The sequence below is a fragment of the Sphingobacterium sp. MYb382 genome, assembly GCF_037572665.1.
Lineage (GTDB): Bacteria > Bacteroidota > Bacteroidia > Sphingobacteriales > Sphingobacteriaceae > Sphingobacterium.
This window is the reverse complement of record NZ_JBBGZT010000024.1, coordinates 244,165-267,127: the sequence shown is the minus strand read 5'-3', so window position 1 is coordinate 267,127 and position 22,963 is coordinate 244,165. Positions and strand designations below refer to the sequence as shown.

Sequence of the window (22,963 nt, the reverse complement as noted above, 5' to 3'; positions counted from 1 at the left end):
TATATATACAGAATAGAGGTGTTTAAGCACCAAGAGAATATGAATGCAATAAAAGAAACAAATTTCAATTTTGAAAAGCAAACGGCTTTCTACCGTGGTAAGGTGCGTGACGTTTATACAATCGATGACGCTTACTTGGTGATGGTAGCTTCTGATCGTATTTCAGCTTTCGACGTGGTATTGCCTGAGGCTATTCCTTACAAAGGACAGGTGTTAAATCAGATTGCAGCTAAGTTTTTGGCCGCTACAGCTGATATTCTACCTAACTGGGTGGTGGATGTTGCTGATCCTAGTGCTACTATCGGGCTTCGTTGTGAGCCTTTTAAAGTTGAGGTTGTCATTCGTGGCTACTTATCAGGGCATGCTTGGCGTACGTATAAAGAAGGTGGAAGGCTGTTATGTGGCGTCACCTTGCCTGAAGGATTGAAGGAAAATGATAAACTTCCACATGCGATTATCACGCCAACGACTAAAGCGTCTGAAGGTCATGATGAGGATATCTCCAAAGAAGAGATTATTCGTCAAGGTATCGTAAGCTTGGAAGATTATGAAGCATTGGAGCGTTATGCGCATTTGCTTTTCCAGCGAGGTACGGAGATTGCTGCTGAGCGTGGCTTGATTTTGGTGGACACGAAGTACGAATTTGGTAAACGTGATGGCGAGATTTATTTGATGGATGAGATTCATACACCAGATTCTTCACGTTATTTTTATGCCGAAGGTTACGCGGAGCTTCAAGCGAAGGGGGAGCCACAACGCCAATTGTCGAAAGAATTTGTTCGCCAATGGCTGATAGAAAATGGTTTTCAAGGTAAAGAAGGACAGGTAGTGCCGGAGATGACTCCAGAAATTGTAAAATCTATTTCTGATCGTTATGTGGAACTTTATGTGCATATTACAGGCGAAGAGTTTCAGTACCCTGACCAAGCGGAAAGTTTAGTGCGTTTGGAAAGGAATGTCGCTGAGGCCTTGAAAAAATTAGTATAAACTAAAAAAAGCTGTATGAGATTTATCGTTGATAAACACGAGCGTTATGTCGTGATTGAGCCGCTTATCGATTTTTTGGATCGTGAGTCGGCAGCTAAATTGAAGGGGGAATTTATGTTACGGAATACGAGTGGACAGCGTAATATTGTTCTCAATCTGAGTAATGTGGAATCAGCCAGTGAAGATGTTTTGCGGATGGGTCTTTTGGCGCGTCGCTTGTGTAAAGCTTCCGGAGGTCTGTTTATTCTTACAGGCTTGAATGAGAGTGTGTCCGACTTGTTGAAGGTTTCTGGTTGTGCTCCTCGTTTTAAGATCACCGATACTGTGACGAGTGCTGAAGACATGATTTTTGGTAATGAAATACAGCTTGATTTAAGAAAAGGATAAGAATGTTGCGTTTTGAAGTTTTAATTTTGGGAAATAGCTCGGCTACGCCGATGTATGGACGTCACCCGACGGCCCAAGTTTTGAATTTTAATGAGCAATTTTTTCTTATCGACTGTGGTGAAGGTACACAGATGCAATTGGTTCGTTATGGCATTAAAAGCCATCGTATCAATCATATATTTATTAGCCATTTGCATGGCGATCATTATTTAGGATTACCAGGGCTGCTTTCTTCTCAACATCTAATGGGACGGAAGGCAGCCTTGCATTTATATGGACCTCCTGCGTTGCAGGAGATATTGGATGTGCAGTTTCGTCATTCTGGGGTGCAGCTGCAGTACGATTTAATTTTTCATCCCACAAACCCTACAGCCGAGGAGATTATCTTAGATACGCCAGCATTGAAAGTACGGTCTTTCCCATTAAATCACCGTATTGACTGTACTGGTTTTCGGTTTGACGAGGCGCAAGCAGCTCCACGTTTAAATATTGAACTTGTTGAGCGCTATCATATTCCTAAATCGTACTTAAGCTTGTTGAAGCGCGGTATTGATTATGTTGGTAAGGATGGGACGCTGTTTAAAGCGTCTGATTTTACGCTTCCTGTGGAGAAACTGCGTAGTTATGCATACTGCTCCGATACAGCAAAAACACCAAGCTATTGGTCGGCTATTCATGGCGTAGACTTATTATACCATGAGTCCACCTTTTTGCACGACATGCTGGCGCGAGCTATAGAAACACGCCATAGCACAAGTGTGGAAGCCGCAGAGGTAGCGCGTGCCGTTGGTGCTAAAAAACTTCTGTTGGGTCATTTTTCTGCTCGTTACCGAGATTTGCAACCATTTTTAAATGAATCATATCCGATTTTTGCCAATACTTTGCTTTCTGAAGAGGGCAAATGGTTTTTGGTATAGGGATTATGTGGATTTTTCCTCATATTTACAAGCTCAATCTAAAAGTAAATATGAAAGGCTCTTTCAACCTAAACACTCTGCTAAGAGACAATATTAAGAAACTTGTGCCTTATTCTTCTGCGCGGTCAGAATTTAAGGGGGAAGCTTCCGTTTTGTTGGATGCGAATGAAAACGCATTTGGCTCACCTTATCGTGAAAATTACCATCGTTACCCAGATCCTCTTCAGCATCAGGTAAAAGCAAAGCTTACGAAAATTAAAGGCGTTCCTGCGGAAAATATCTTTTTAGGTAATGGAAGTGATGAAGCTATCGATCTTCTTTTTAGAGCTTTTTGTACGCCAGGTAAGGATAATGTAATCTTAGTGCCTCCAACCTATGGGATGTATGAAGTATCTGCCAATATTAATGATGTCGCTTTTAAAAAGGTAAACCTAACGGTTGACTATCAGTTGGATTTAGATGCTATTGCTGCGGCTATCGATGCGCATACTAAGATGATTTTTATCTGTTCGCCAAACAATCCTACAGGAAATAGCTTAAATCGCCAAGATATAGAAACGGTTTTAGTAAATTTTGATGGGTTGGTAATTGTAGATGAGGCCTATATAAACTATTCTAAGCAGCCTTCTTTTACGAAGGACTTGGCAGAATTTCCTAATCTTGTCGTGCTACAAACTTTATCTAAAGCATGGGGCTTGGCGGCGCTACGCTTGGGTATGGCTTTTGCTAGTACCTCTATCATTGAGGTTTTCAATAAGATAAAACCTCCTTATAACATTAATCAAGCTACACAGGACATCGTGTTGGAGGCTTTGGATAATGTAGAGCAGGTGAATACGTGGATAAAGGCTATTGTGGAAGAACGAGAATCGCTTAGTCAACGACTGCAAGCTTTGGAGCAGGTGGAGCATATTACACCATCGGACGCAAACTTTATTTTGGTGAAATTGGAAGAGCCTAAAGCGCTTTATAATTTTTTGGTTAGCCATGGTATCATTGTGCGTGACCGTTCTAAAGTTGAATTGTGCGAGGGATGTCTTCGTTTAACTATTGGAACTGCCGAAGAGAATGCTGCTGTATTGGCTGCCGTTTACACCTTTTATGGTGTTGAATTAAACTAATCTTTACCCCTAATTATATATTAAAAAATGCCTGACTTCGTGAAAAGAGTTTTGTTTATTGACCGTGATGGTACATTAATTTTAGAGCCGGAGGATCAACAAATTGATTCTTTTGCTAAGCTTAAATTTTATCCAGGTGCGCTACAGTACTTGCCAAGAATCGCTAAAGAGCTAGATTTTGAGTTGATTTTGGTTTCCAACCAAGATGGACTAGGTACTGATTCCCATCCGGAGGAAAACTTTTGGCCGGTGCATAATTTTATTGTAGAAGTGTTGGAAGGTGAAGGAGTGGTGTTTGCAAAGCAACATATCGACCGTACTTTCCCTCATGAGCAAGCGGAGACGCGTAAGCCTGGTATAGGCATGTTGGGTGAATATTTTGATGCTTCGAAATATAACTTGGCTGAATCTTTTGTGATTGGTGATCGCGTTAATGACGTGAAACTAGCGCAGAACTTGAATGCTAAAGCCATTTGGTTACGTAATAATGATGACTTAGGACAAAATGAAAATGTCGTTATCGACGCTTCTTCTGTAGCACTTGAAACGAGTGATTGGAAAGCTATTTATGAGTTCTTGAAATTGGGCTCGCGCAGTGGTGAGCATGTACGTAAAACCAATGAGACAGATATTTACATCGCTTTGAACCTAGATGGTTCTGGAAAAGCAGATATCGATACAGGGTTACCTTTCTTTGATCATATGCTGGATCAGATTGCACGTCATGGATCATTGGACCTAACGGTTAAAGCCAAAGGCGATTTGCATATCGATGAACACCATACTATTGAGGATACAGGAATCGCACTGGGCGAGATCTTTTTGAAAGTTCTTGGTGATAAGCGTGGTATTGAGCGCTATTCGTATACCTTACCGATGGACGACTGCCTTGCGCAAGTAGCACTTGACTTTGGTGGTAGAAATTGGATCGTATGGGATGCTGCTTTTAAGCGTGAAAAGATTGGTGATATGCCTACAGAGATGTTTTTCCATTTCTTCAAATCTTTTTCCGATGCCGCGAAAGCGAATCTGAATATCAAAGCGGAAGGCGAGAATGAGCATCACAAAATTGAGGCTATTTTTAAGGCTTTTGCTAAGTCTATTAAAAAGGCTGTGCGCAGGGATGCTGAGAATATGCAGCTGCCGAGTACTAAAGGTGTTTTGTAGGGTATAGATTTAAAAAAATGATTGGAATTGTAAATTATGGTGCTGGAAATATATTCTCCCTAACTGCAGCGCTAGATCGTATAGGGATTGCCTATGGCATGGTGAATGAAGCGGCAGATTTAGATCTGTATGAACGTATCATTATCCCAGGTGTAGGGCATGCCGGTGCGGCCATGAACAAATTGGTGAATACAGGGCTTGCTCCTCATATTGCACGTTTGAAAAAACCGGTGTTAGGAATCTGCGTAGGTATGCAGCTGCTGACCGATTTTTCGGAAGAGGGAGAGGCGAATCTTTTGGGAATCATCCCGCTGAAGACCTTACACTTTAAGGGACGTATTCAGGATAAGGTGCCACACATGGGGTGGAACAGTGTTGAAATTCCACAGCCTTCAGCTCTTTTTGAGGGAATAGCCAACGAATCCTATTTTTATTTTGTACATTCTTACTTTATTGAGTACAATGTCCAATATACCAGCGCTATTTGTCGTTATGGGTTAGGGTTCTCTGCTGCGGTGCAGCATGATAATTTTTACGGCGTACAATTTCATCCAGAAAAATCCGGAAAAGATGGCGAGCAATTGCTTCTTAACTTTTCTAAAATAGTTTAATCATTGGTTTTAATTAACGGGCTATGTCCCGTTTTATATAAATTTATTAGCATTTAAAATTTTCAGTTATGTATATTATTCCTGCTATTGATGTCTTGGATAAGCGTGTTGTTCGTCTAAGAGAAGGTAATTATTCAGAGGTTACGACTTATGATATTTCCTTAGAGGAACAAATTGCTAAGTACTATGCAAATGGTACAGAGATCGTTCATATTATTGATTTAAATGGAGCTAAAGGTGACTTTAGTAACCAAGCTTATCTTTTCGATATCATCCATAAAACAGATATGAAAGTGCAGTATGGCGGTGGCGTACGTAGCATTGAAAAAGTGAAAGAATTGGTCGACGCAGGTGTTTATCGTGTTATTGTCGGTACACAAGCGATTACTAACCCTACCTTCTTAGAAGAATTAAGCCAGCTAAACGAAGGTCGTGTAAAATATGCCGATCATATCGTTATTGCTATTGATGTCCTTGATGAGGTTATTAAATATTCAGGCTGGCAGGAAAGTTCGCCGATTAAGCTTATTGAATATATTGATAAATGTCTTACGTTGGGCTTTTTCCGTTTCTTATGTACGGACATCAGTAAAGATGGTAAGCTTGAAGGTGTAGGCATCGACTTGTATAAGAAATTAGTACAGCATTCAAACATCATTAAGTTGATTGGTTCTGGCGGCATTAGTTCGATGGAAGACATTGAAGAGCTTGCAACGCTTAAGGGGATTGAATCATGTGTGGTAGGTAAAGCTATCTACGAGAATAAAATCTCTATTGAAGAGATTAAAGATTGGAATTTGAAATCATTAATTAGCTTTTAGGATGCTGGCTAAACGGATTGTTCCTTGTTTAGATGTGAAGGATGGGCGTACCGTAAAGGGCGTCAACTTTGTTGACCTTCGTGATGCTGGTGACCCTGTGGAGCTTGCTTGGCAATATTCACAGCAAGGTGCCGACGAGTTGGTTTTCTTGGATATCACGGCTACGCACGAAAATAGAAAGACGACCTTAGACTTAGTTAAGGCGGTTGCCCGTCAGGTTAATATTCCGTTCACTATCGGTGGCGGCATTAATGCGTTGGCGGATGCAGAAGCTTTACTAAACGCGGGAGCGGATAAAATATCTATTAATTCGGCTGCAGTACGTCGCCCTGCGTTAATTGATGAGTTGGCTAATACTTTCGGTCGTCAGTTTGTGGTGATTGCTGTAGATACGCGAGCGGTAGACGGTAAAGCTTTGGTTCACTTACGTGGAGGCCGTGATAAAACGGATATCGAAACGTTGGATTGGATTAAGGAGGCGGAATCTAGAGGAGCGGGTGAAATATTGCTTACTTCCATGGATCATGATGGCACGAAAGATGGTTTTGACTGTGCTTTTTTAAAGTCGGTGAATGATCAGATTAGCATTCCATTAATAGCATCCGGCGGAGCCGGAACACAGCAGCATTTTGTTGACGTGTTTCAGCAAGCAGGTGTTGATGCTGCTTTAGCGGCTTCTGTTTTTCACTACGGAGAAATCTTGATTCCAGATTTGAAACAGACATTACGCACGAGTGGCGTTGTTGTTCGATAGAATTAACAATAGGTGTCCTGTTTTTTTTATACTTTTGAATAAGCTTCGCTAAACATAATGAAGCTGTTATAACTTTTTGACATGTTAGATTTTGCAAAGGGGGATGGTTTAGTTCCTGTCATTGTCCAAGATGAACAGACCTTAGAGGTCTTAATGTTGGGCTATATGAATCAAGAAGCTTGGGAGAAGACCCAAGCTGAAGGTCGTGTTACCTTTTATTCCAGAAGTAAAGAGAGACTCTGGACGAAAGGTGAGGAGAGTGGTCATTTTTTAAATGTTGTTTCTACGCATATAGATTGCGATAAAGATACCATTTTGATAAAAGTGCAGCCTGCAGGACCTACTTGCCATACGGGAAGTCGTAGTTGTTTTAATACAGAATTCAATCAGAACTTTTTGTTACAGCTAGAGCGTATTGTACACCAGCGTTACGATGAGCCTTCTGAGGAGTCTTATGTAAATCGTCTACGTACACGTGGCATCAACAAGATTGCACAAAAAGTAGGGGAAGAGGCTGTAGAAACTGTTATTGCGGCACTTGCAGAAACAGAAACAGATTTTATCAACGAATCTTCAGATCTTTTATTCCACTTAATCGTGTTGTTACGCGAAAAAGGATTGGACTTAAAAACAATAGCAAAAAATCTAGAAGGTAGACACCAGTAGTCTACGATTTTTTGATAACCTTAGGAAATAGGTATGTTTTGTATATTTGTACAAAACATACCTATTTTTTTATGCATACAGTACAAGTTTCTTTAGCGATGACCTTGGTAGGACATCAAAATCCTATTTTCGCTCTTGACTATGCGCCGGCTTCAGCCAGCTTGTTTACGGCGGGAAATGATCGAGGAATTGTGGAATGGGATATGAACACGGGAAAATTTAATCGTGTATTATGCTCTGTTCCTGCTTCTGTTTATGCCTTACACTTTTTGGAGGCTTCAAACACGCTATTGGCAGGTCTACGGAATGGTGAGATTTGGCTTATCGATGTCGAGAAGCAGCAGTTGCTGAAAAAGATGAAGGTAGATAAAGGGGCTGTTTTTGCCATCCGTTACCTAGCTGAAAAAAATGAACTTTTAGCCATCGGCGAAGAAGGAGTAGCTTATGTATGGTCGTTAGAGAGCTTCGATTTGTTGTACCGCTTTCGTGTATCCAGCACGACGGTGCGTAGTATACAATTTGATGCCGTGAATAATGAGCTTCTTTTTGGTGATAAAGACGGTCATGTTTACCGTTATGATGCGGTTGAGTTTAAAGAGCTGCATAAGCAGAAGATTCATAGCATGCCTGTAACTGCTTTGCTGTTGTCTGGCGAACATCTATTTTCTGGCGGAAGAGATGCGCAATTGTACCGCCTAGGTAAGGAAGATTTGTCCGTTCAGCAGAATGTGACGCCTCATCTTTTTACTGTATATGGAATCCTTAAACATCCAGGAGCTGGAGTGTTGACTACCGTAAGTAGGGATAAAAGTATTAAGTTTTGGGATTCGGAGAGCTTAGCGCTATTGAAGAATGTAAGTATAGAGCGCGGTTTTGACAGTCATCATTTATCGATTAATGCTGCCCTTTATGTAGGAGCAAATAACCAGCTTGTAACCGTTGGTGATGACAAGCTGGTTAAGGTATGGAACGTAGATGTTGCGACTACTTAATCAAGGCGCAGATACGTTCTAAATATTGTTTATCAATCTCATCAAAGTGATCAAGGTGTTCGCTATCTACATCTAATATGGCGATACATTCTTGATTGTGAAATATAGGTACGACAATCTCAGATTGCGATAAGGAGCTGCAAGCGATGTGTCCAGGGAATTGTTCTACATCAGGCACGATAACGGTCTCTTTGCGTTCCCACGCTGCTCCACACACACCTTTGCCATAGCCTATGCGTGTACACGCTACAGGTCCTTGAAATGGGCCTAACACCAATTGTTCTTGTTTGACAAGATAGAAGCCTACCCACCAAAAGTTGAATTGTTCCTTCAAAGCAGCTGCTGTGTTAGCCATGTTGGCAATACGGTCGTCTTCACCTTGAAGCAAAGCTTCTATTTGTTTATAAAGTAAGGCATATTGCTCCTCTTTCGTTCCTGTCGCTATCTTTAAATCTTCTGCCATCTTCTTATTATTCCTAAATACTTCTGTTTACTGTTTTATTAATTATTGGAAAAAGATACGAATATTCACCCCAAAGTTGGTGTATGAAGTCGCATAGTTTTGCGAAGTATATGGTTTTACGACATTAGATTGATAAAACAGCTGTACATTGTAGCGCTGATTAATCACATAGTCTAAAGTCGGGTTAAGACTGATACTCTTGTTTCCTGCTGATATCTCCGCTGTATTAATGTCGGAGCGGTATACCATTGTCTTACGATCATTGATAGCAATGTCTAGCTTAAAGCTTACATCGTTGCTCATCTTACGGTCGCTGAACCAACCGAATGGCATGCCTACATTTGTCTTTCTATATCCCATTCCGAAGATAAAGGCTTGCTCTGTCAACATCGACATTTGGCTATTTGCCAACGTGAAGTTCATGTTGCGCATACGTCTCATCTCCGTTGTGGCCGAAATGTTATTCGCGAAGCGTACGTCAAGACCGATAAGTGGCGTGAACTGATCGATGATTGATACCTGGTCGTATTGGAACTTCGGTAAGAAGTTTTGATTGATATCTCTTGCTGATGGCATGCCGTCGCCTTCAATATAACGTAATACCGAGTTGTAGCCTGTTACTGCATAAATAGAGCTATAGGCATGGTTGATGGCAATGGAAGTGAAGTACTCCGTTAAGCCTAATAAATTAGCCAATCTATTGTAGGAGATACGCCAATTCGGTATTGGGAATCTTAATTGTCTATTGTTTGTACTACCATCAATATTCTTACCAAGGTATGTTGCCAAGAAGGAATTGAGTACTACATCCTGCTGTGCTTTTCCATAACCATCAGCGTAATTATCTGGACCGATACCCACGGAGTTTAAGTTTTGTTCTGCTAGCTTCGCGGATACGACCATTCTGTTTTCCTCGAACAATGCAAATAGTTCGTTGTGATCTTTGAAAGCCGATTTAATAGCAATTTGAGTAATACTATAGTTACCCGTTGTAAAAGGTTTCAGACTTTCCATATTGCCGGTAATGCTGTTGAACTCCGTTGTTGATGACAAGTTGTAGTTATCAATACGTGAAGCACTCAAGTCAATTCTTAACCCTTTGAAAGGCTCTAAGTTGACCATGATGGATAAGTTCTCTGCAAATGTTTTCGTATACATCTGTGTTTGCAGCGTATCTGTTGAAATCCAATTGTTGCGTAATGCCTTTTCTAAAATGTTGGATTGACCACCCAACAAGAAGCCCCATCCTGGCGCATTCTGTTGGAAATCATAACCCAGAATCTTCGTCTTCGGTAAGTAGCCTGGAAGGTACTGACCTTCATTTTTAGTATAGGCCGCGTTTACCGTTCGTATCGATGATAGGAATTGTGCGAGGATTGCTTTTGGCCCTGTCGCATTCGCTCTTGTATTCTCACGGAAGAAACCAAACTTATTGTAGAAACTGCTGAAGTTCAATGTTGGGTTTATCTGTATTGTTCTATTGTTTTGAATGCTGTTACCGATGTTCATGTTTTCATTTTGCAATGCCAACAGAGGAGCACTTTGCCAGTTAAACTGCGTACCGTAACGTGCTACCACGTTCACCCATTCCATGTATGGAATTTTATTAATCGGTAGGGTATAGGTCAAGTTCATCATGTGGTTGTAGTCCGTTGTTCTACCCATCTTCCAGAAGTTGGTCCACATGGTATCTCGCTTCATACCATCAATCTTACCTACAGGCTCGTCGATGATGGAATAGTTGGTCGCGTTGAAATCAAGACGTAAGTTTTTCGTTAGGTCCCAACTGATACCGTAAATACGGGACATGTTGAAATTCTTATTGTAATAGGTCGGCAAGACGTTGTCCGAACTATTATCACGCATGGTGTTTTCGTTGTAAATTCTATTTACATCAACGCGGAAATTGATTAATGAAGGTACAAGGTTGAAGCTAAAATCTCTGATGATTGCCAAATTGCTGTTGCTTATCTTTTTGAAAGGTTCGATAAACTTGATATTTGGGTTACTGAAATTATAGTCTAATGCTGCACGATATGTTTTTTGTATAGAGTTAGCTACGTTATGGTCATAGTGCTGGAAGGCGCTATATGCATAGGATAAGCTAAAGTTCTCGACATGCCAAGGACGTAATGGCGAGTCGTTATCGGTTTTCAACTTACGAACATTCATAAAACTGAATGCCTTGCGTGTCGTCACATCTTGTGCCATGCGCAATACGCTATCACGTCTGTTACGTGATAAGTTTGCTAAGGCTGAGTTTAAGAGGATATCCGGGTTGTAAGGGTCATACTCCGGTGTACCTACTTGTCTCGAATAGTTGAAGTAGAATGGAATACTGATTCCCAAACGTGGATGGAAGAATTTACCTAGCTGAGCATTGGTGCTGATATCAAAAAAGATATCATCAGAACGTCTACGTTGGTTTAACGTTTGTGAAATAGCGCCAAAGCCGATTGTTGTTTTTGTACCTGTAAAAGAAACGTTAGCGAAATCCGCTAGCTTAAGATCCATACGTGCTGTCGCTGCCCATCCGCCTTTGTCATCAAAGTCCGTCAGACGTAGCTCATTGAACCAAAACTCTCCAGAAAGGTCGCGTCCATCATCCATACTGGTGCTGGTATTGCTATTCTTTAGTGGGTTTTTCACACCCAGCATGTAGTAACGTACTTTACTGATGTCAGGTGTACCGACAATAGTTATTTTGTTGTTACCATCCATCACCTCAAATGGAACATCTATAGGCCATGGAGCGCCGTTTAACATAGCTGCATCACGGGCTACTTTTGCATCTTGTAGTTTTTTAATCTTTAAGAGCATTCTGTTTTCTGTAGGCCAGATGATCTCTGCTGATGTTGTTCCGTAAGGCGTAAGTTTAAGTGGAATATCGTATTCGTAATAGTTGTAACGATCGTCTGTTCCGACACGAACAAAGGCACGGAAATCACCATCACGTAAGTTTTCACCTTCGGCGTGGATAAACATCTCTAAGTTACCGTAAGGTCTAAAGTCATGGCTCGATGTGCGGTAGGTACCACGTCCATAACCATCCCTAAGGCGCTTAACATCCATGCTGATGGCCTGTTCGTTTAGCTGTACGTTGTAGTTGTTATTGCCCCAATCTACCTGTCTGTTGATGCCTGGAGGCACAACATAAGGAATAGGACTACGCGTACCGTTTTCTTCGATATTGATGTTCGCTACTGTAAACTCAGAATTGTCTGAAGGAACGACTCCCATAGAAGGATCGCTAATTACTTTATTGGCTACATTCTCTGCATTATATTTACGCCATTCGCCACGGATAAACTGCAGTTTACCCAATCTGATTACGGCAGTATCCGCATAGTTGGTCATAAACATACGGATGTAGCGCATCGTTTTGAAGTCCGTTACATTTCCGTATTTGCTTTCATATTCATTTAATGGAATACGAATTTTTAACCATCTTACAGGTTCTTTATTTCCATTGGCTAGGGTAACTTCTGAGATTACTTCGTCGACAATATTATTTTTTCCGACGATTAAGTCTTGTGTTCTTGTCGAGATACGGTACTGGTAGTACTCGTCAATCTCGTTCATCGTATTGTCTCTATTTAAATCTTCACCGTCAGGAAGTAACGTGTTAGCCGAAGTTTCCACACCAAAATCAATCATGGATTGCTCGTTAGTACGGGAGTTTCCTTCTAATCCGTTGTAATATTGATAGCGCTCTAAGATACCAGCTCCTTGTTGGTCAAACTGGGAAGAACGGAAGTATCTGTAATCATCGGATGAAGGGTCACTACGTAGCCTCGACATCGCCTCTCCTTGAAGAACACCTTGCGCACGAGCTAAGAAGCTAGCGAAAAATACAGCCTCTTCACTATTGCTTAGCCCGTCTAAACCAACATCCTGTTTCAAACGGTTTGCATTGTTATTATCGAAAGCTTGAACTACAGGTTGATTTTTTACAACTAATCCCCAGTTTGTTCTATCTACTTGAGATAAGTCGCCATTCAGTGGAACAGCATTCTCTAGTGCTTTACGACCATCTTTAAGTACGTCTTCAGAAATATTACCAATATTGAAATAGATATCTCCACCAATTTTATTAGGATTTGTTAATGAAGGGTCCATCATCCACATCTCTAAGAAGTCAATGTTTTCAGCTTCAAAATCTGTTTGGTCTAATTTTCTAAAGATACCGCCCCATTTGTTTTTAGGATTGTTAAATGTACCATCGGTGTTCAGATTTAACGTACTGTAGTTGTACGGACCACGCAACGTAGGGTAGAAGGCTAAGTTTAGGGTGTTGACAAAGATGGCACCACCTGTTCTACTTTCTTTATATGGGAAAATCTCGCGTTCCAATACCTCACGAACGCGGTGGTTGGATAGTTCTTGGTTGGTGATGTTTGCTGGTGTCAGCGAACTTCTGTTGTAGAAAATAGGATCTACGTTGTAGTATGAAAGTAAAGAACGGTTGTAGCCATAAGCTAAATCATTCATTAAATCAGACTCCGGGAATAGACGTGGTGTTCCTGAAATTTGCCAAGCATTACGTCCTAAAAGGTCGATGTAGGAAACGCTATTTTCAAAATCGTCAATATAACTAGTTCCTCGTTTGCTGTTTGCCGTGTTTAATCCTTTAGGATGGCCAGGAATCAATTGTGCAAACTCTCCATAGAAGGAAATTTGTGACTCCTCTTTGGTACTTAGGAACGGCAATTTGTCGACCATTCTTGTCAACCAACGGGAAGGACTGTTATAGCTGATGTCAGCACCAATCATGGTGTTAGACATTGGCTCTTGACCGATATTAACTTTTTCTGTCAACGGTTTTTCCGTGAGGTTCATAATCGTTGCCCCTATGTTTATCTTATCGTTTACATGATAGTCAAAACGTCCACCAAGGAGTGTTTTTTGCTGCAAGCCATACATAGCATCATCTTCCATACTTACCGTGATAGGCGTGCCGCTCATCACCATGGCTTCATTGATGATACGTAAAGTTCCTAATTCATAGTTGATGTAGAAATCTTTACCTTCTTCCAAGCGCATACCTCCTGCCATAACACGCACGGAGTTGGGACGGATATTGAATCCTTCAAGTTGGAATTCCGTTCCTGACGTAGAGCTATAACGTCCACGTAAGCTATATCTATTTTTATTTGGGAACTTCTGCTGCGCATCTACTTTTGTGAGCGTGTAGAGTTCTGGATAGGTGTATTTTTCGATTAGTGCACCTTCAAAAGATTCAAACTTGGAGGCTAAATCCTTACCAAAAGGTTCAATAACAGGGAATATGATTTTTCCTCTTCTGGAGTCAATGGTTACCCCTTCTAAATAATCGAATAGACCATCTGGGCTTGCTGCTTGATTTTGATCTAGACGATCTAGATTTACCAATTGTAGCCATGTCTTTCCTTGTGTATTTTGTCCTTCAAACATAGAAGGTCTAGTCGTTCCTGTCTCGTCTTCGGTACGGTAAATTTGTAGGAAGAAATTGTTGTTTGATATGTTGTAGGAGTTCAATGAATAGATGTTTTTCATCATCAAATTCCAGGTAGGTAGGTTTGTCTTTAAGGTCGATGCTTTAAGCAATTTGGCATAAAGCATAGTCGGGTTGGAAGGAGTAACCGGAATGTCGGTACTAAACTCTCCGACTTGATATTCTACACCATTCAATAAATAGCGATAAGATACTGCTAATACCTGATCTTGATTTAATGGGTGAAGAAGGGACACGTAACCGAGTTTGTTATTCAAGAAATAGTCTTTCCCTAAAACAAGTTTTCGTGCGTAGGTTAATTTTTCATAGTTATCTGTTCCACCATCACCGGCAAAGAAGCTTTGCACAAAAGTGCTATTAGACTCACGGCCAGCGTCGCCCAATAAACTCTTTAAATTATTGGAAACATTGTTTGTAGGGTCGCCAGGAATACCTGTAGATGGATTCCGTGCGCTACCACGTGTAATCATTGTGCTATGTGGCGTATATTCACCTAAGTCCATTAAAGCCATGATGTCACGGGCTTCTTCGTAACTGTTGCTGCGGTTACTGATCCACACCTCAATCTGTGTAATATTGATGTTTGTACTCAGAATAGGCGCATTCGCTAGCGACTGATTGTAATTGTCTCTAAAATATTGGTTTAAGAAGTAGTGTTGATTGGCTTCGTAGTTATCAAGCGTAATTTCTAACTGGCTATCCTTGGATCCGTTTGTTATGGTAAATTCTTTCTGTCGTGATCGTTGTTGCGATACTAAACCGGTAAACATTAATTTACCAAACTGTAGCTGTGCTTTAACCCCAAACAAAGATTCAGAACCCGAAATTAGGGTGCTGTTGAGGGACATGTTTACATTACCGACTTCCAATCTACGGAGAATGGCGTCGTCTTTGGCCACATAGTCAAAGCGGATTTGGTTTTCGAAATCAAACTGTGCGCGAGAATTAAAGTTGGCGTTCAACTTGACGCGTTCACCAATTTTTCCGGATAAGTTTAAGTCAATATTTTGATCAAAATCAAAACCCCATTGTTTACGTTGAATTTCGTTAAACATAGGGTTAGCATTTGTGTTCCGTTGTCCACTAAGTAGGACACTTGCACTACCGCGTGGTGTAATTTCTATGGTGTTACCTCCGAATATTTTTTCGAAGGTAGGACTGTTAACTTCAATAATAGGAATGAGTCGACGCTTGCGTTCTTCTACAAGAGACTTTTCAGCAAGCTCTTCCCAGTAGTTTTTTTGTAGACGCTTGAATTCGTAGTCTTTATACTCTGCTAAAGACATGTAAATCGGAGGTCTATACATTTTTGATCCTAGCTTCTCTCTGATGATATAGCGTTGTGATTCAGTGTCGTACACTACTTCGCGCTCGATGTTAGATGGAGAAGTTAAAGAAACGGGGTTGTATGTTTTGGGTAGATTTAAAAAAGGAAAATCTTTAAAACGGTAAGGAACTTTTAAGGAGTCAGCAACGATTTGGTTCGCTGGAGTCAGCCTTTGCGCATAGACAAAAGCGTTGCAAAACAACAGAGTTAAGCAAACACATGTTATATCAAATAGTTTTTTCAAAGGATAATCGCAAGTTAGTAAATCAATATTGATTACGTACCTGCAAATATCACGCTAATTTTATTAATAAACAACTTATAATTTGCTTAGGATAAGTTTAATATGTTAGATTAATTAATAAAATTAACGTTGTAGTTATATCTCTACAATTTTTTCAAAGCTGCTTTTATGAGCTGTTCAACCGATTGATCTGGCTCCATGTTGATTAAACTATTTAAGACCTTCTCTGCTTGCGCTTTAACAAAACCTAACATTACTAAAGCTGCTAATGCTTCTTCTGGTACGGATGCTTTTGTAACAGGTAAAGCTATCAAAGCATCAGGTCCTTGTTTCTTGAGTTTGTCTTGTAGTTCTAAGATTACACGTTGCGCAGATTTGGGGCCTATGCCTTTTATTTTTTGAATGGTTGCTACATGTCCATTTACGATAGCAGATTGGATTTCCTCAGGGGTGATTGATGAAAGCATCATGCGCCCAGTATTAGGACCAATACCAGAAACGGAAATCAGATGGTTGAAGAGTTGTCTTTCACCTTCTGTTGCAAATCCATACAGGGTTTGGGCGTCTTCTCGTACTTGGAAAGAGACAAACAATTTACAATGTTCCTGATCCTTTATTTGCGAGAAGGTGGTCAAAGAGATATGGATATGATAGCCAATCCCGCCCACGTCTAAGATGACGTGGGTAGGGGCTTTAAAAATGAGTTTTCCGGAGAAATAATCGTACATTTTATTTTTGTTTTTCGTGTTCTTGAACGTCTACTACGGCAATTGTTACCATATTTACAATTTCGCGAACGGAACTATCTAATTGTAAAACGTGTACGGGTTTATTCATCCCTAATAAGATTGGACCTACAGCCTCTGCATTTCCTACTTCTTGAAGCAATTTGTAAGCGATGTTACCTGATTCTAAGTTAGGGAATACCAACGTGTTGGCAGGCTCACCATTTAATGCGCTGAATGGGAAGTTAGATTTCAACATTTGCGAGTTTAACGCGAAGTTTGCTTGGATGTCACCATCAACGATTACTTCAGGTGCTTTCTCACGTAATATTTTCGCTGTTTCACGCATCTTCGTTGCTACCTTGCCATCGTTCGAGCCAAAGTTAGAGTACGATAATAACGCAATTCTAGGCTTGATGTTAAAGCGTTTAATTGCATCATTTAACAATAAAGAGATATCAGCTAATTCTTCTGCATTAGGGTCTTCATTAACGGTTGTATCACCAAAGAAGATAGGGCCTTTTTCTGTAAGCATCATGTACATACCTGCAACACGGCTGTTTGGTTTAGCACCAATAACTTGTAATGCTGGACGGATGGTAGAGCCGTAGTTCTTCGTTAAACCAGAGATCAACGTATCAGCTTCACCAAATTGTACCATACTTGCTGCGAAATAGTTGCGGTTAAGCATTAACTTTTTAGCATCATTTGCCGAGATACCACGACGTTGTCTTTTTGCGTATAGGTGATCCGCATATTTATTGAAACGTGCCGTATCAGCCTCTGCTAAAGGATCGATGATCTCTACATCACCAAGTTCGAAATCGTACTCTTTGATTAAGCCTTCAATTTTCTGACGGTTACCTAAAAGGATAGGGAATGCGATTTTCTCCTCTTTAACAATTTGTGCTGCGCGTAATGTTTTGTAGTTATCAGCTTCTGCAAATACGACTTTCTTAGGGTCTTGCTTCGCTTTTCTGGTAAGCATACGCATGATGCCGTCATCTTTTCCTGAACGTTTACGTAAGTCTTCTTTGTACTGTTCCCAGTCCGTGATTTCTTGACGTGCTACACCCGACTCAATAGCTGCTTTTGCTACAGCGATAGATACTTCTGTAATTAAACGAGGATCTGTTGGTTTAGGAATGATATAGTCTGTTCCGAATTTCAAGTTGTTTGTGCCATACGCTTGGTTTACTTCTTCTGGCACATATTGTTTTGCAAGGGCAGCAATAGCTCTTACAGCAGCAATTTTCATTTCTTCGTTGATACGTGTTGCACGTACGTCTAAAGCACCACGGAAGATGTAAGGGAATCCCAATACATTATTCACTTGGTTAGGGTAGTCAGATCTTCCTGTACCCATGATGATATCTTTACGTGTTGCTACAGCAAGATCGTAAGCAATTTCCGGGTTAGGGTTTGCCATTGCCAAAACAATAGGCTTTTCTCCCATTGTTAACAACATTTCAGGTGTTAACACGTCAGCTGCTGAAAGACCGATGAATACATCAGCACCATTTACAGCGTCAGCAAGCGTGTGGATGTCACGTGTTGTTGCAAATTCTGCTTTACTTTTATCAAGGTGCTCTCTGTCTTGGCGAATAACACCTTTACTATCAAGCATTACAATGTTTTCTTTTTTAGCACCTACAGCAATATACATCGAAGTACAAGAGATAGCCGCTGCTCCAGCGCCATTAACCACGATTTTTGTTGTGCTAAGATCTTTACCTGTTAATTCACAAGCATTGATTAAAGCTGCACCCGAGATAATAGCGGTACCATGTTGGTCATCGTGCATCACAGGGATGTTCATCTCTTCTTTCAAGCGGCGCTCGATTTCAAAACATTCAGGTGCTTTGATATCTTCTAGGTTGATACCACCGAAAGTAGGCTCTAACGCTTTAACGATGTTTACAAATTCATCAACGTTTTTAGTGTCAAGTTCGATATCGAATACATCGATATCCGCGAAAATTTTGAAAAGTAATCCTTTACCTTCCATTACTGGTTTACCAGCTTGTGCGCCTATGTCACCTAAGCCTAATACGGCAGTACCGTTACTAATTACGGCTACTAGGTTTCCTTTTGCAGTATATTTGTAGGCATCTTCACTATTTTCAGCAATAGCCAAGCAAGGCTCTGCTACACCAGGAGAATATGCTAATGTTAAATCTCTTTGCGAGCTATGAGGTTTTGTTGGTACGACAGCGATCTTTCCAGGTCTTCCCATCGAATGATAATCCAACGCTTCTTTTTTTCTGTTGTTGTTACTATTACTACTCATTATAATTTTTTGTAAAATGTCTCTTGTTGGCTACAAAACTAAAACATCAATTGTAGATAAACGAATTTTTAAGCTTATTTCAAGTTATCTAAAAAAGTAAACATCGCTTGACGCATTGCTGTAGCAGTTCCTGTATAATTGTTAACTAATAAGCTGAAAGTGAACTCCTGTCCGCTTTTGCTCTTTTGGTATCCTGTGTATCCTAATGTGCCACCAATGGTGCCACTCTTCATGCTCATGTTGTTATAGGTCGGTAAACTCTTCGCAAAGTCTCCAAACCAAGGTCTATTTAGGGCATAATGCATAATTTTTGTCATGGCTAGGGTGCTCACTCTATTTTGAGGGGAGAGGCCTGATCCATCTATCATCACAATAGCCGAAGTTGGTACTTTAAGTTTCTGCTCCCAATATTTAGCAAGGAGTCGTGCTGCTTCATCGCTGTTGGTTTTATTACCGGCAATGAGACCTATCGTTTTTAATAAGGCTTCGCCATAAAGATTGATGCTTTTTTGGTTAAACCAATAAACAATATCTCTTAATGGAGGTGATTGATGGCTGTTGAGGAGTGTCTTTGCTCCTTGTATTTTGATACCTTGATTGAGGAGTAATTTTCCTGTTGTAGGTATACATAGACTATCTACTTGTACCCCTTGTTTCTGTAGGGCGCTGTAAAGCTGCTGCGCTAAATCTAAGGCAGGGTCAGGTACGGATATTTCGATGGTTTTATCCAAATCTTTTCCATGTGTACCACGAAGGTAGATGACATCTGAATACGGAGCAGAGTAGGCCGTCACGTTATCACCTGTACCATTTCCTGCTGTGGTAACTTCGTTTATAACGTGGATGCCATGTAGGTTTGCTGTATAATAGTCTATTGGTGTTGCTTGGCCGATAGTTCCTGGCTTAAAGCGTATGCCTATTTTATTTTCACGCCAATTGAGTCCTGATATTCCAGCACCATAGTAGTTGCCCATATCAGCCCAGTTCCATCCATTTAGCATATTCATTCCATTGAGGAATAAATCGTCGCCAATGATACGCCCGTTGATAGCCGTTATTCCAGCATTCTTAATATGGTAGCTCCACTTGTTAAGCAGTGTTTCTTCATTAGACTCCGGGTAGCGGGAACTTCCTAGCGTAGGGTCACCAGAGCCCTGAATAATAATATCACCTTGTAGGATGCCGAGGCTATCAATCTCTCCGGTATAATAAAGCTGCGTTTTGTAGGTGTATGAAGGACCTAGAATGTCGAGCGCAGTTATGGAGGTGATAACCTTCAGCGTGGAAGCTGTTGGTAATCCCAAATTGCCATTATTTTCATAAACGACTTGCCCTGTCTTGCTATCCATAATAGTGACCGCTGCAATACCGTTTGTTAAACTTCCGGCATTAACAAATTTTTGAAAAGCATTTGTAAAGAGCTGCTTGTTGTCTTGCGCTTTTACGGAGATACCTGCCAATAAGGAGGCACCCAGAAAAAGAGCACACCATTTTTTCTTCATTTTTTTAAGCTGTAATCAACAAATATATGCACAATGACCATGCTATGGTTGCTTTTTTATTGTAAAAATATGCTAGCATTTATGGCTGTTGAGATGTATTCCAATAGTTGGTCTTTGTGTTTTTTTAGCTGCGCAATGTACAAATCATTTTCTGTATATCTAACTCTTTGTGGTCTTTAGAGGGGGAGGGTTTTCTCTTTTCCTGTTATTACGTGTGTCTTTTAAGTAAATAGGTGCATGAACTGATGTTCTTCCTCTATTTATGTTCTTTTGTTTATCTTGATTTTGGCTGTTGCGATAGTCAGCACATATCTTTACCTTGCAATTGTAATCGAATATTTTTGGGATGACACATGTTGAAAAATTAAGCGCTTTACGAAGCGCTATGAAAGCAAAAGGAATTGACGCTTACGTTATACCTTCTTCTGACCCACATATAAGTGAGTATCTACCTGATCGCTATAAATGTATAAGCTGGACTTCTGGTTTTACCGGGTCGGCAGGAACTTTGGCCGTTACACAAGACTTTGCAGGCTTGTGGACTGATTCACGCTATTTTGTACAGGCCAATGAGCAGTTGGCAGGTACTGGTTTTGAATTGGTGAAGCTTAAGGCACAAGGAGCCGCAGAGTATGCACAGTGGTTGGCTGCTAAACTCCCTACTGGAGCGACTGTCGCTTTTGATGGTAATTTGGCTTCTGTAGCGGTAGCACAGGCTATTCAAAGTGCCTTAGTACCAAAAGGTATTCAAGTTGATGGGCATGTAGATTTGTTGGACGCTATTTGGGAGGGACGCCCAAGCCTGCCTACGGCAAAAGCCTACTTGCTGGATGTGGCTGCGGTAGGATTATCAACAGTTGATAAATTAACACAAATTCGTGAAGTGTTGAAAGCCAAGGATGCAGATGCCCACTTTGTTTCATCATTGGATGACTTAGCGTGGATCTTAAATATTCGTGGTCAGGATGTCCCTTGTAATCCTGTTGTTTTAGGGTTCTTATTGGTTCAGGGCAATGAAAACAAGTTGTTTATCAATAAGGAGAAGTTAAGTGCGGCAGATTTAGCAAGCTTAGCAGCTGCTAACGTACAAGTTGTGGCTTATGAAGAGGCTTTCGCAACCATCAAAGCGCTGGATGCTAAACGTATTCTTTTGGATTCTAAAAAGACTTGTTTTTCTTTATTCGACGCAGTTCCTGCGGAGGTGACTATCGTTGAAGCGATGAATCCTTCTACCTTATTAAAGGCATCCAAAAATCAAGTGGAAATCGCGCATACGCGCAGTGCTATGATTAAGGATGGTGTGGCGCTAACTAAATTTTTCAAATGGCTGGAAGAGGAAGTGCCTACGGAACAGCTAAGTGAGATTTCAATTGCAGACAAGCTACAAAGCATACGTGCTTTAGCGGATGGCTTTGTGGATATCTCATTCGATACTATTGCCGGTTATCTTGAGCATGGGGCTTTGCCTCATTATAAAGCAACTGATACAAGTAATGCTACTTTGAAACCTAGTGGTTTATTATTAGTAGATTCTGGAGGTCAATATAAAGATGGTACAACAGATATCACACGTGTTGTTTCTCTAGGTAATATCACGGCTGAAGAGAAGGTGGATTATACACTTGTATTGAAAGGTACTATTGAAGGCTCTATGGCTATTTTTCCTAAAGGTACGCGTGGTTATCAAATTGATGCTATTACGCGTAGACCATTATGGGAAAACCTACGTAACTATGGGCATGGAACAGGGCATGGTGTTGGTTTCTTCTTGAATGTGCATGAAGGACCGCAAGTATTTAATGCTGCCAATGTAGATATCGCTATTGAAGAAGGCATGATTTCCTCTATTGAGCCAGGTTTGTACCGTGAGGGACATTATGGTATCCGTATTGAAAACCTCGTTTTAAGTAAATCATTAGCAAATACACAGTTTGGTGATTTTATGTCTTTTGAAACATTGACGATTTGTTATATCGCTACAGATTTGGTTGACGCCTCTTTGCTTGATCAAAAACATATAGACTGGTTGAATAAATATAATGCTTGGGTATTTGAAAAGTTAGCTGATCAGCTTTCAGAAGATGAAAGAAATTGGTTGAAAGAGAAAACACAAGCGATATAAATAGGAGTCGTCTAATACGGCTATTTAGCGGTACATATAAGTAGTAAAAGAGCCATCTTAGTTTAAGATGGCTCTTTTTGGCATGTATTGTAAATAAACAATCGTTTATTGAAAAAAAAATCACTGTTAAGAAATTATTGCATTTTTATTTTCTAAACTGTTTTTAAGTGTTTTTTTTGATATTAATTATTTGATTGTTAGATTATTTAGATTTTATCAAAATAGATGAAATGTGTTTAATGATACTGTAGTCCACTTGTTTATTGGAAAATAAGATGTACTTTTGAAAAAAAAGTGACGAAAATCACTTTATATAATGCGTGAAAAACAAACTTTTTAGCTTAAAAAATGTTGATATTTACATTGTGAGTTT

At 40.4% G+C, this 22,963-nt stretch carries 16 protein-coding genes; 11 read left to right on the top strand and 5 right to left on the bottom strand.

Translation table 11 applies throughout. The annotated features are described in order from the left end of the window. Nucleotides 1-39: 39 nt before the first annotated feature. From WH223_RS11780 to WH223_RS11735, 10 genes are all read left to right on the top strand, one after another. Nucleotides 40-987, top strand: coding sequence for a phosphoribosylaminoimidazolesuccinocarboxamide synthase (locus WH223_RS11780; RefSeq protein WP_340047871.1), 948 nt, complete (start codon nt 40-42; stop codon nt 985-987). Nucleotides 988-1,002: 15 nt separating this feature from the next. After that, a complete protein-coding gene (locus WH223_RS11775; RefSeq protein ID WP_340047869.1) occupies nt 1,003-1,374 on the top strand; it encodes an STAS domain-containing protein in 372 nt (123 codons plus the stop codon). Between the two features lie 5 nt (nt 1,375-1,379). Next, entirely contained in the window at nt 1,380-2,291 is a 912-nt protein-coding gene (locus WH223_RS11770; protein WP_445265615.1) for a ribonuclease Z, read from the top strand. Between the two features lie 50 nt (nt 2,292-2,341). Beyond that, complete coding sequence (hisC, locus tag WH223_RS11765) at nt 2,342-3,412, top strand: histidinol-phosphate transaminase (protein WP_340047866.1); 1,071 nt, start codon at nt 2,342-2,344, stop codon at nt 3,410-3,412. Nucleotides 3,413-3,439: 27 nt separating this feature from the next. Then, complete coding sequence (gene hisB / locus WH223_RS11760) at nt 3,440-4,579, top strand: bifunctional histidinol-phosphatase/imidazoleglycerol-phosphate dehydratase HisB (RefSeq protein WP_340047865.1); 1,140 nt, start codon at nt 3,440-3,442, stop codon at nt 4,577-4,579. A 17-nt stretch (nt 4,580-4,596) separates the two neighbouring features. Beyond that, nucleotides 4,597-5,190: an imidazole glycerol phosphate synthase subunit HisH gene (gene hisH / locus WH223_RS11755; protein WP_340047863.1), complete on the top strand. Its 594-nt coding sequence runs from the start codon at nt 4,597-4,599 to the stop codon at nt 5,188-5,190. Nucleotides 5,191-5,258: 68 nt separating this feature from the next. Beyond that, nucleotides 5,259-6,011: a 1-(5-phosphoribosyl)-5-[(5-phosphoribosylamino)methylideneamino]imidazole-4-carboxamide isomerase gene (locus tag WH223_RS11750; RefSeq protein WP_340047861.1), complete on the top strand. Its 753-nt coding sequence runs from the start codon at nt 5,259-5,261 to the stop codon at nt 6,009-6,011. Between the two features lies 1 nt (nt 6,012). Beyond that, entirely contained in the window at nt 6,013-6,765 is a 753-nt protein-coding gene (gene hisF, locus WH223_RS11745; RefSeq protein WP_340047860.1) for an imidazole glycerol phosphate synthase subunit HisF, read from the top strand. A gap of 81 nt (nt 6,766-6,846) precedes the next feature. After that, on the top strand, nt 6,847-7,431 hold the full coding sequence (gene hisIE, locus WH223_RS11740; RefSeq protein WP_340047858.1) for a bifunctional phosphoribosyl-AMP cyclohydrolase/phosphoribosyl-ATP diphosphatase HisIE: 585 nt from the start codon (nt 6,847-6,849) through the stop codon (nt 7,429-7,431). A 71-nt stretch (nt 7,432-7,502) separates the two neighbouring features. Then, entirely contained in the window at nt 7,503-8,423 is a 921-nt protein-coding gene (locus tag WH223_RS11735; RefSeq protein ID WP_340047857.1) for a WD40 repeat domain-containing protein, read from the top strand. Here WH223_RS11735 and WH223_RS11730 read toward each other — a convergent pair. The 5 genes from WH223_RS11730 to dacB all read right to left on the bottom strand — a co-directional run bounded on the left by WH223_RS11730 (nt 8,416) and on the right by dacB (nt 20,468). Then, the gene (locus WH223_RS11730) at nt 8,416-8,886 is read right to left on the bottom strand and encodes a GAF domain-containing protein (RefSeq protein ID WP_340047856.1); all 471 of its coding nucleotides are present in this window, start codon (nt 8,884-8,886) and stop codon (nt 8,416-8,418) included. The genes WH223_RS11735 and WH223_RS11730 overlap by 8 nt on opposite strands. Nucleotides 8,887-8,928: 42 nt before the next feature. After that, on the bottom strand, nt 8,929-15,951 hold the full coding sequence (sov, locus tag WH223_RS11725) for a T9SS outer membrane translocon Sov/SprA (protein ID WP_445265613.1): 7,023 nt from the start codon (nt 15,949-15,951) through the stop codon (nt 8,929-8,931). A 143-nt stretch (nt 15,952-16,094) separates the two neighbouring features. After that, on the bottom strand, nt 16,095-16,679 hold the full coding sequence (ruvA, locus tag WH223_RS11720) for a Holliday junction branch migration protein RuvA (RefSeq protein ID WP_340047854.1): 585 nt from the start codon (nt 16,677-16,679) through the stop codon (nt 16,095-16,097). Nucleotide 16,680: 1 nt separating this feature from the next. Continuing rightward, nucleotides 16,681-18,966: an NADP-dependent malic enzyme gene (locus WH223_RS11715; RefSeq protein WP_340047853.1), complete on the bottom strand. Its 2,286-nt coding sequence runs from the start codon at nt 18,964-18,966 to the stop codon at nt 16,681-16,683. Between the two features lie 74 nt (nt 18,967-19,040). Continuing rightward, nucleotides 19,041-20,468, bottom strand: a complete 1,428-nt coding sequence (gene dacB, locus WH223_RS11710) for a D-alanyl-D-alanine carboxypeptidase/D-alanyl-D-alanine endopeptidase (protein WP_340047852.1) — start codon at nt 20,466-20,468, stop codon at nt 19,041-19,043. 346 nt (nt 20,469-20,814) lie between these two features. Between dacB and WH223_RS11705 the strand changes: the two genes are divergently transcribed. Beyond that, nucleotides 20,815-22,590, top strand: coding sequence for an aminopeptidase P family protein (locus WH223_RS11705; protein ID WP_340047851.1), 1,776 nt, complete (start codon nt 20,815-20,817; stop codon nt 22,588-22,590). The last annotated feature ends 373 nt before the right edge of the window (nt 22,591-22,963 follow it).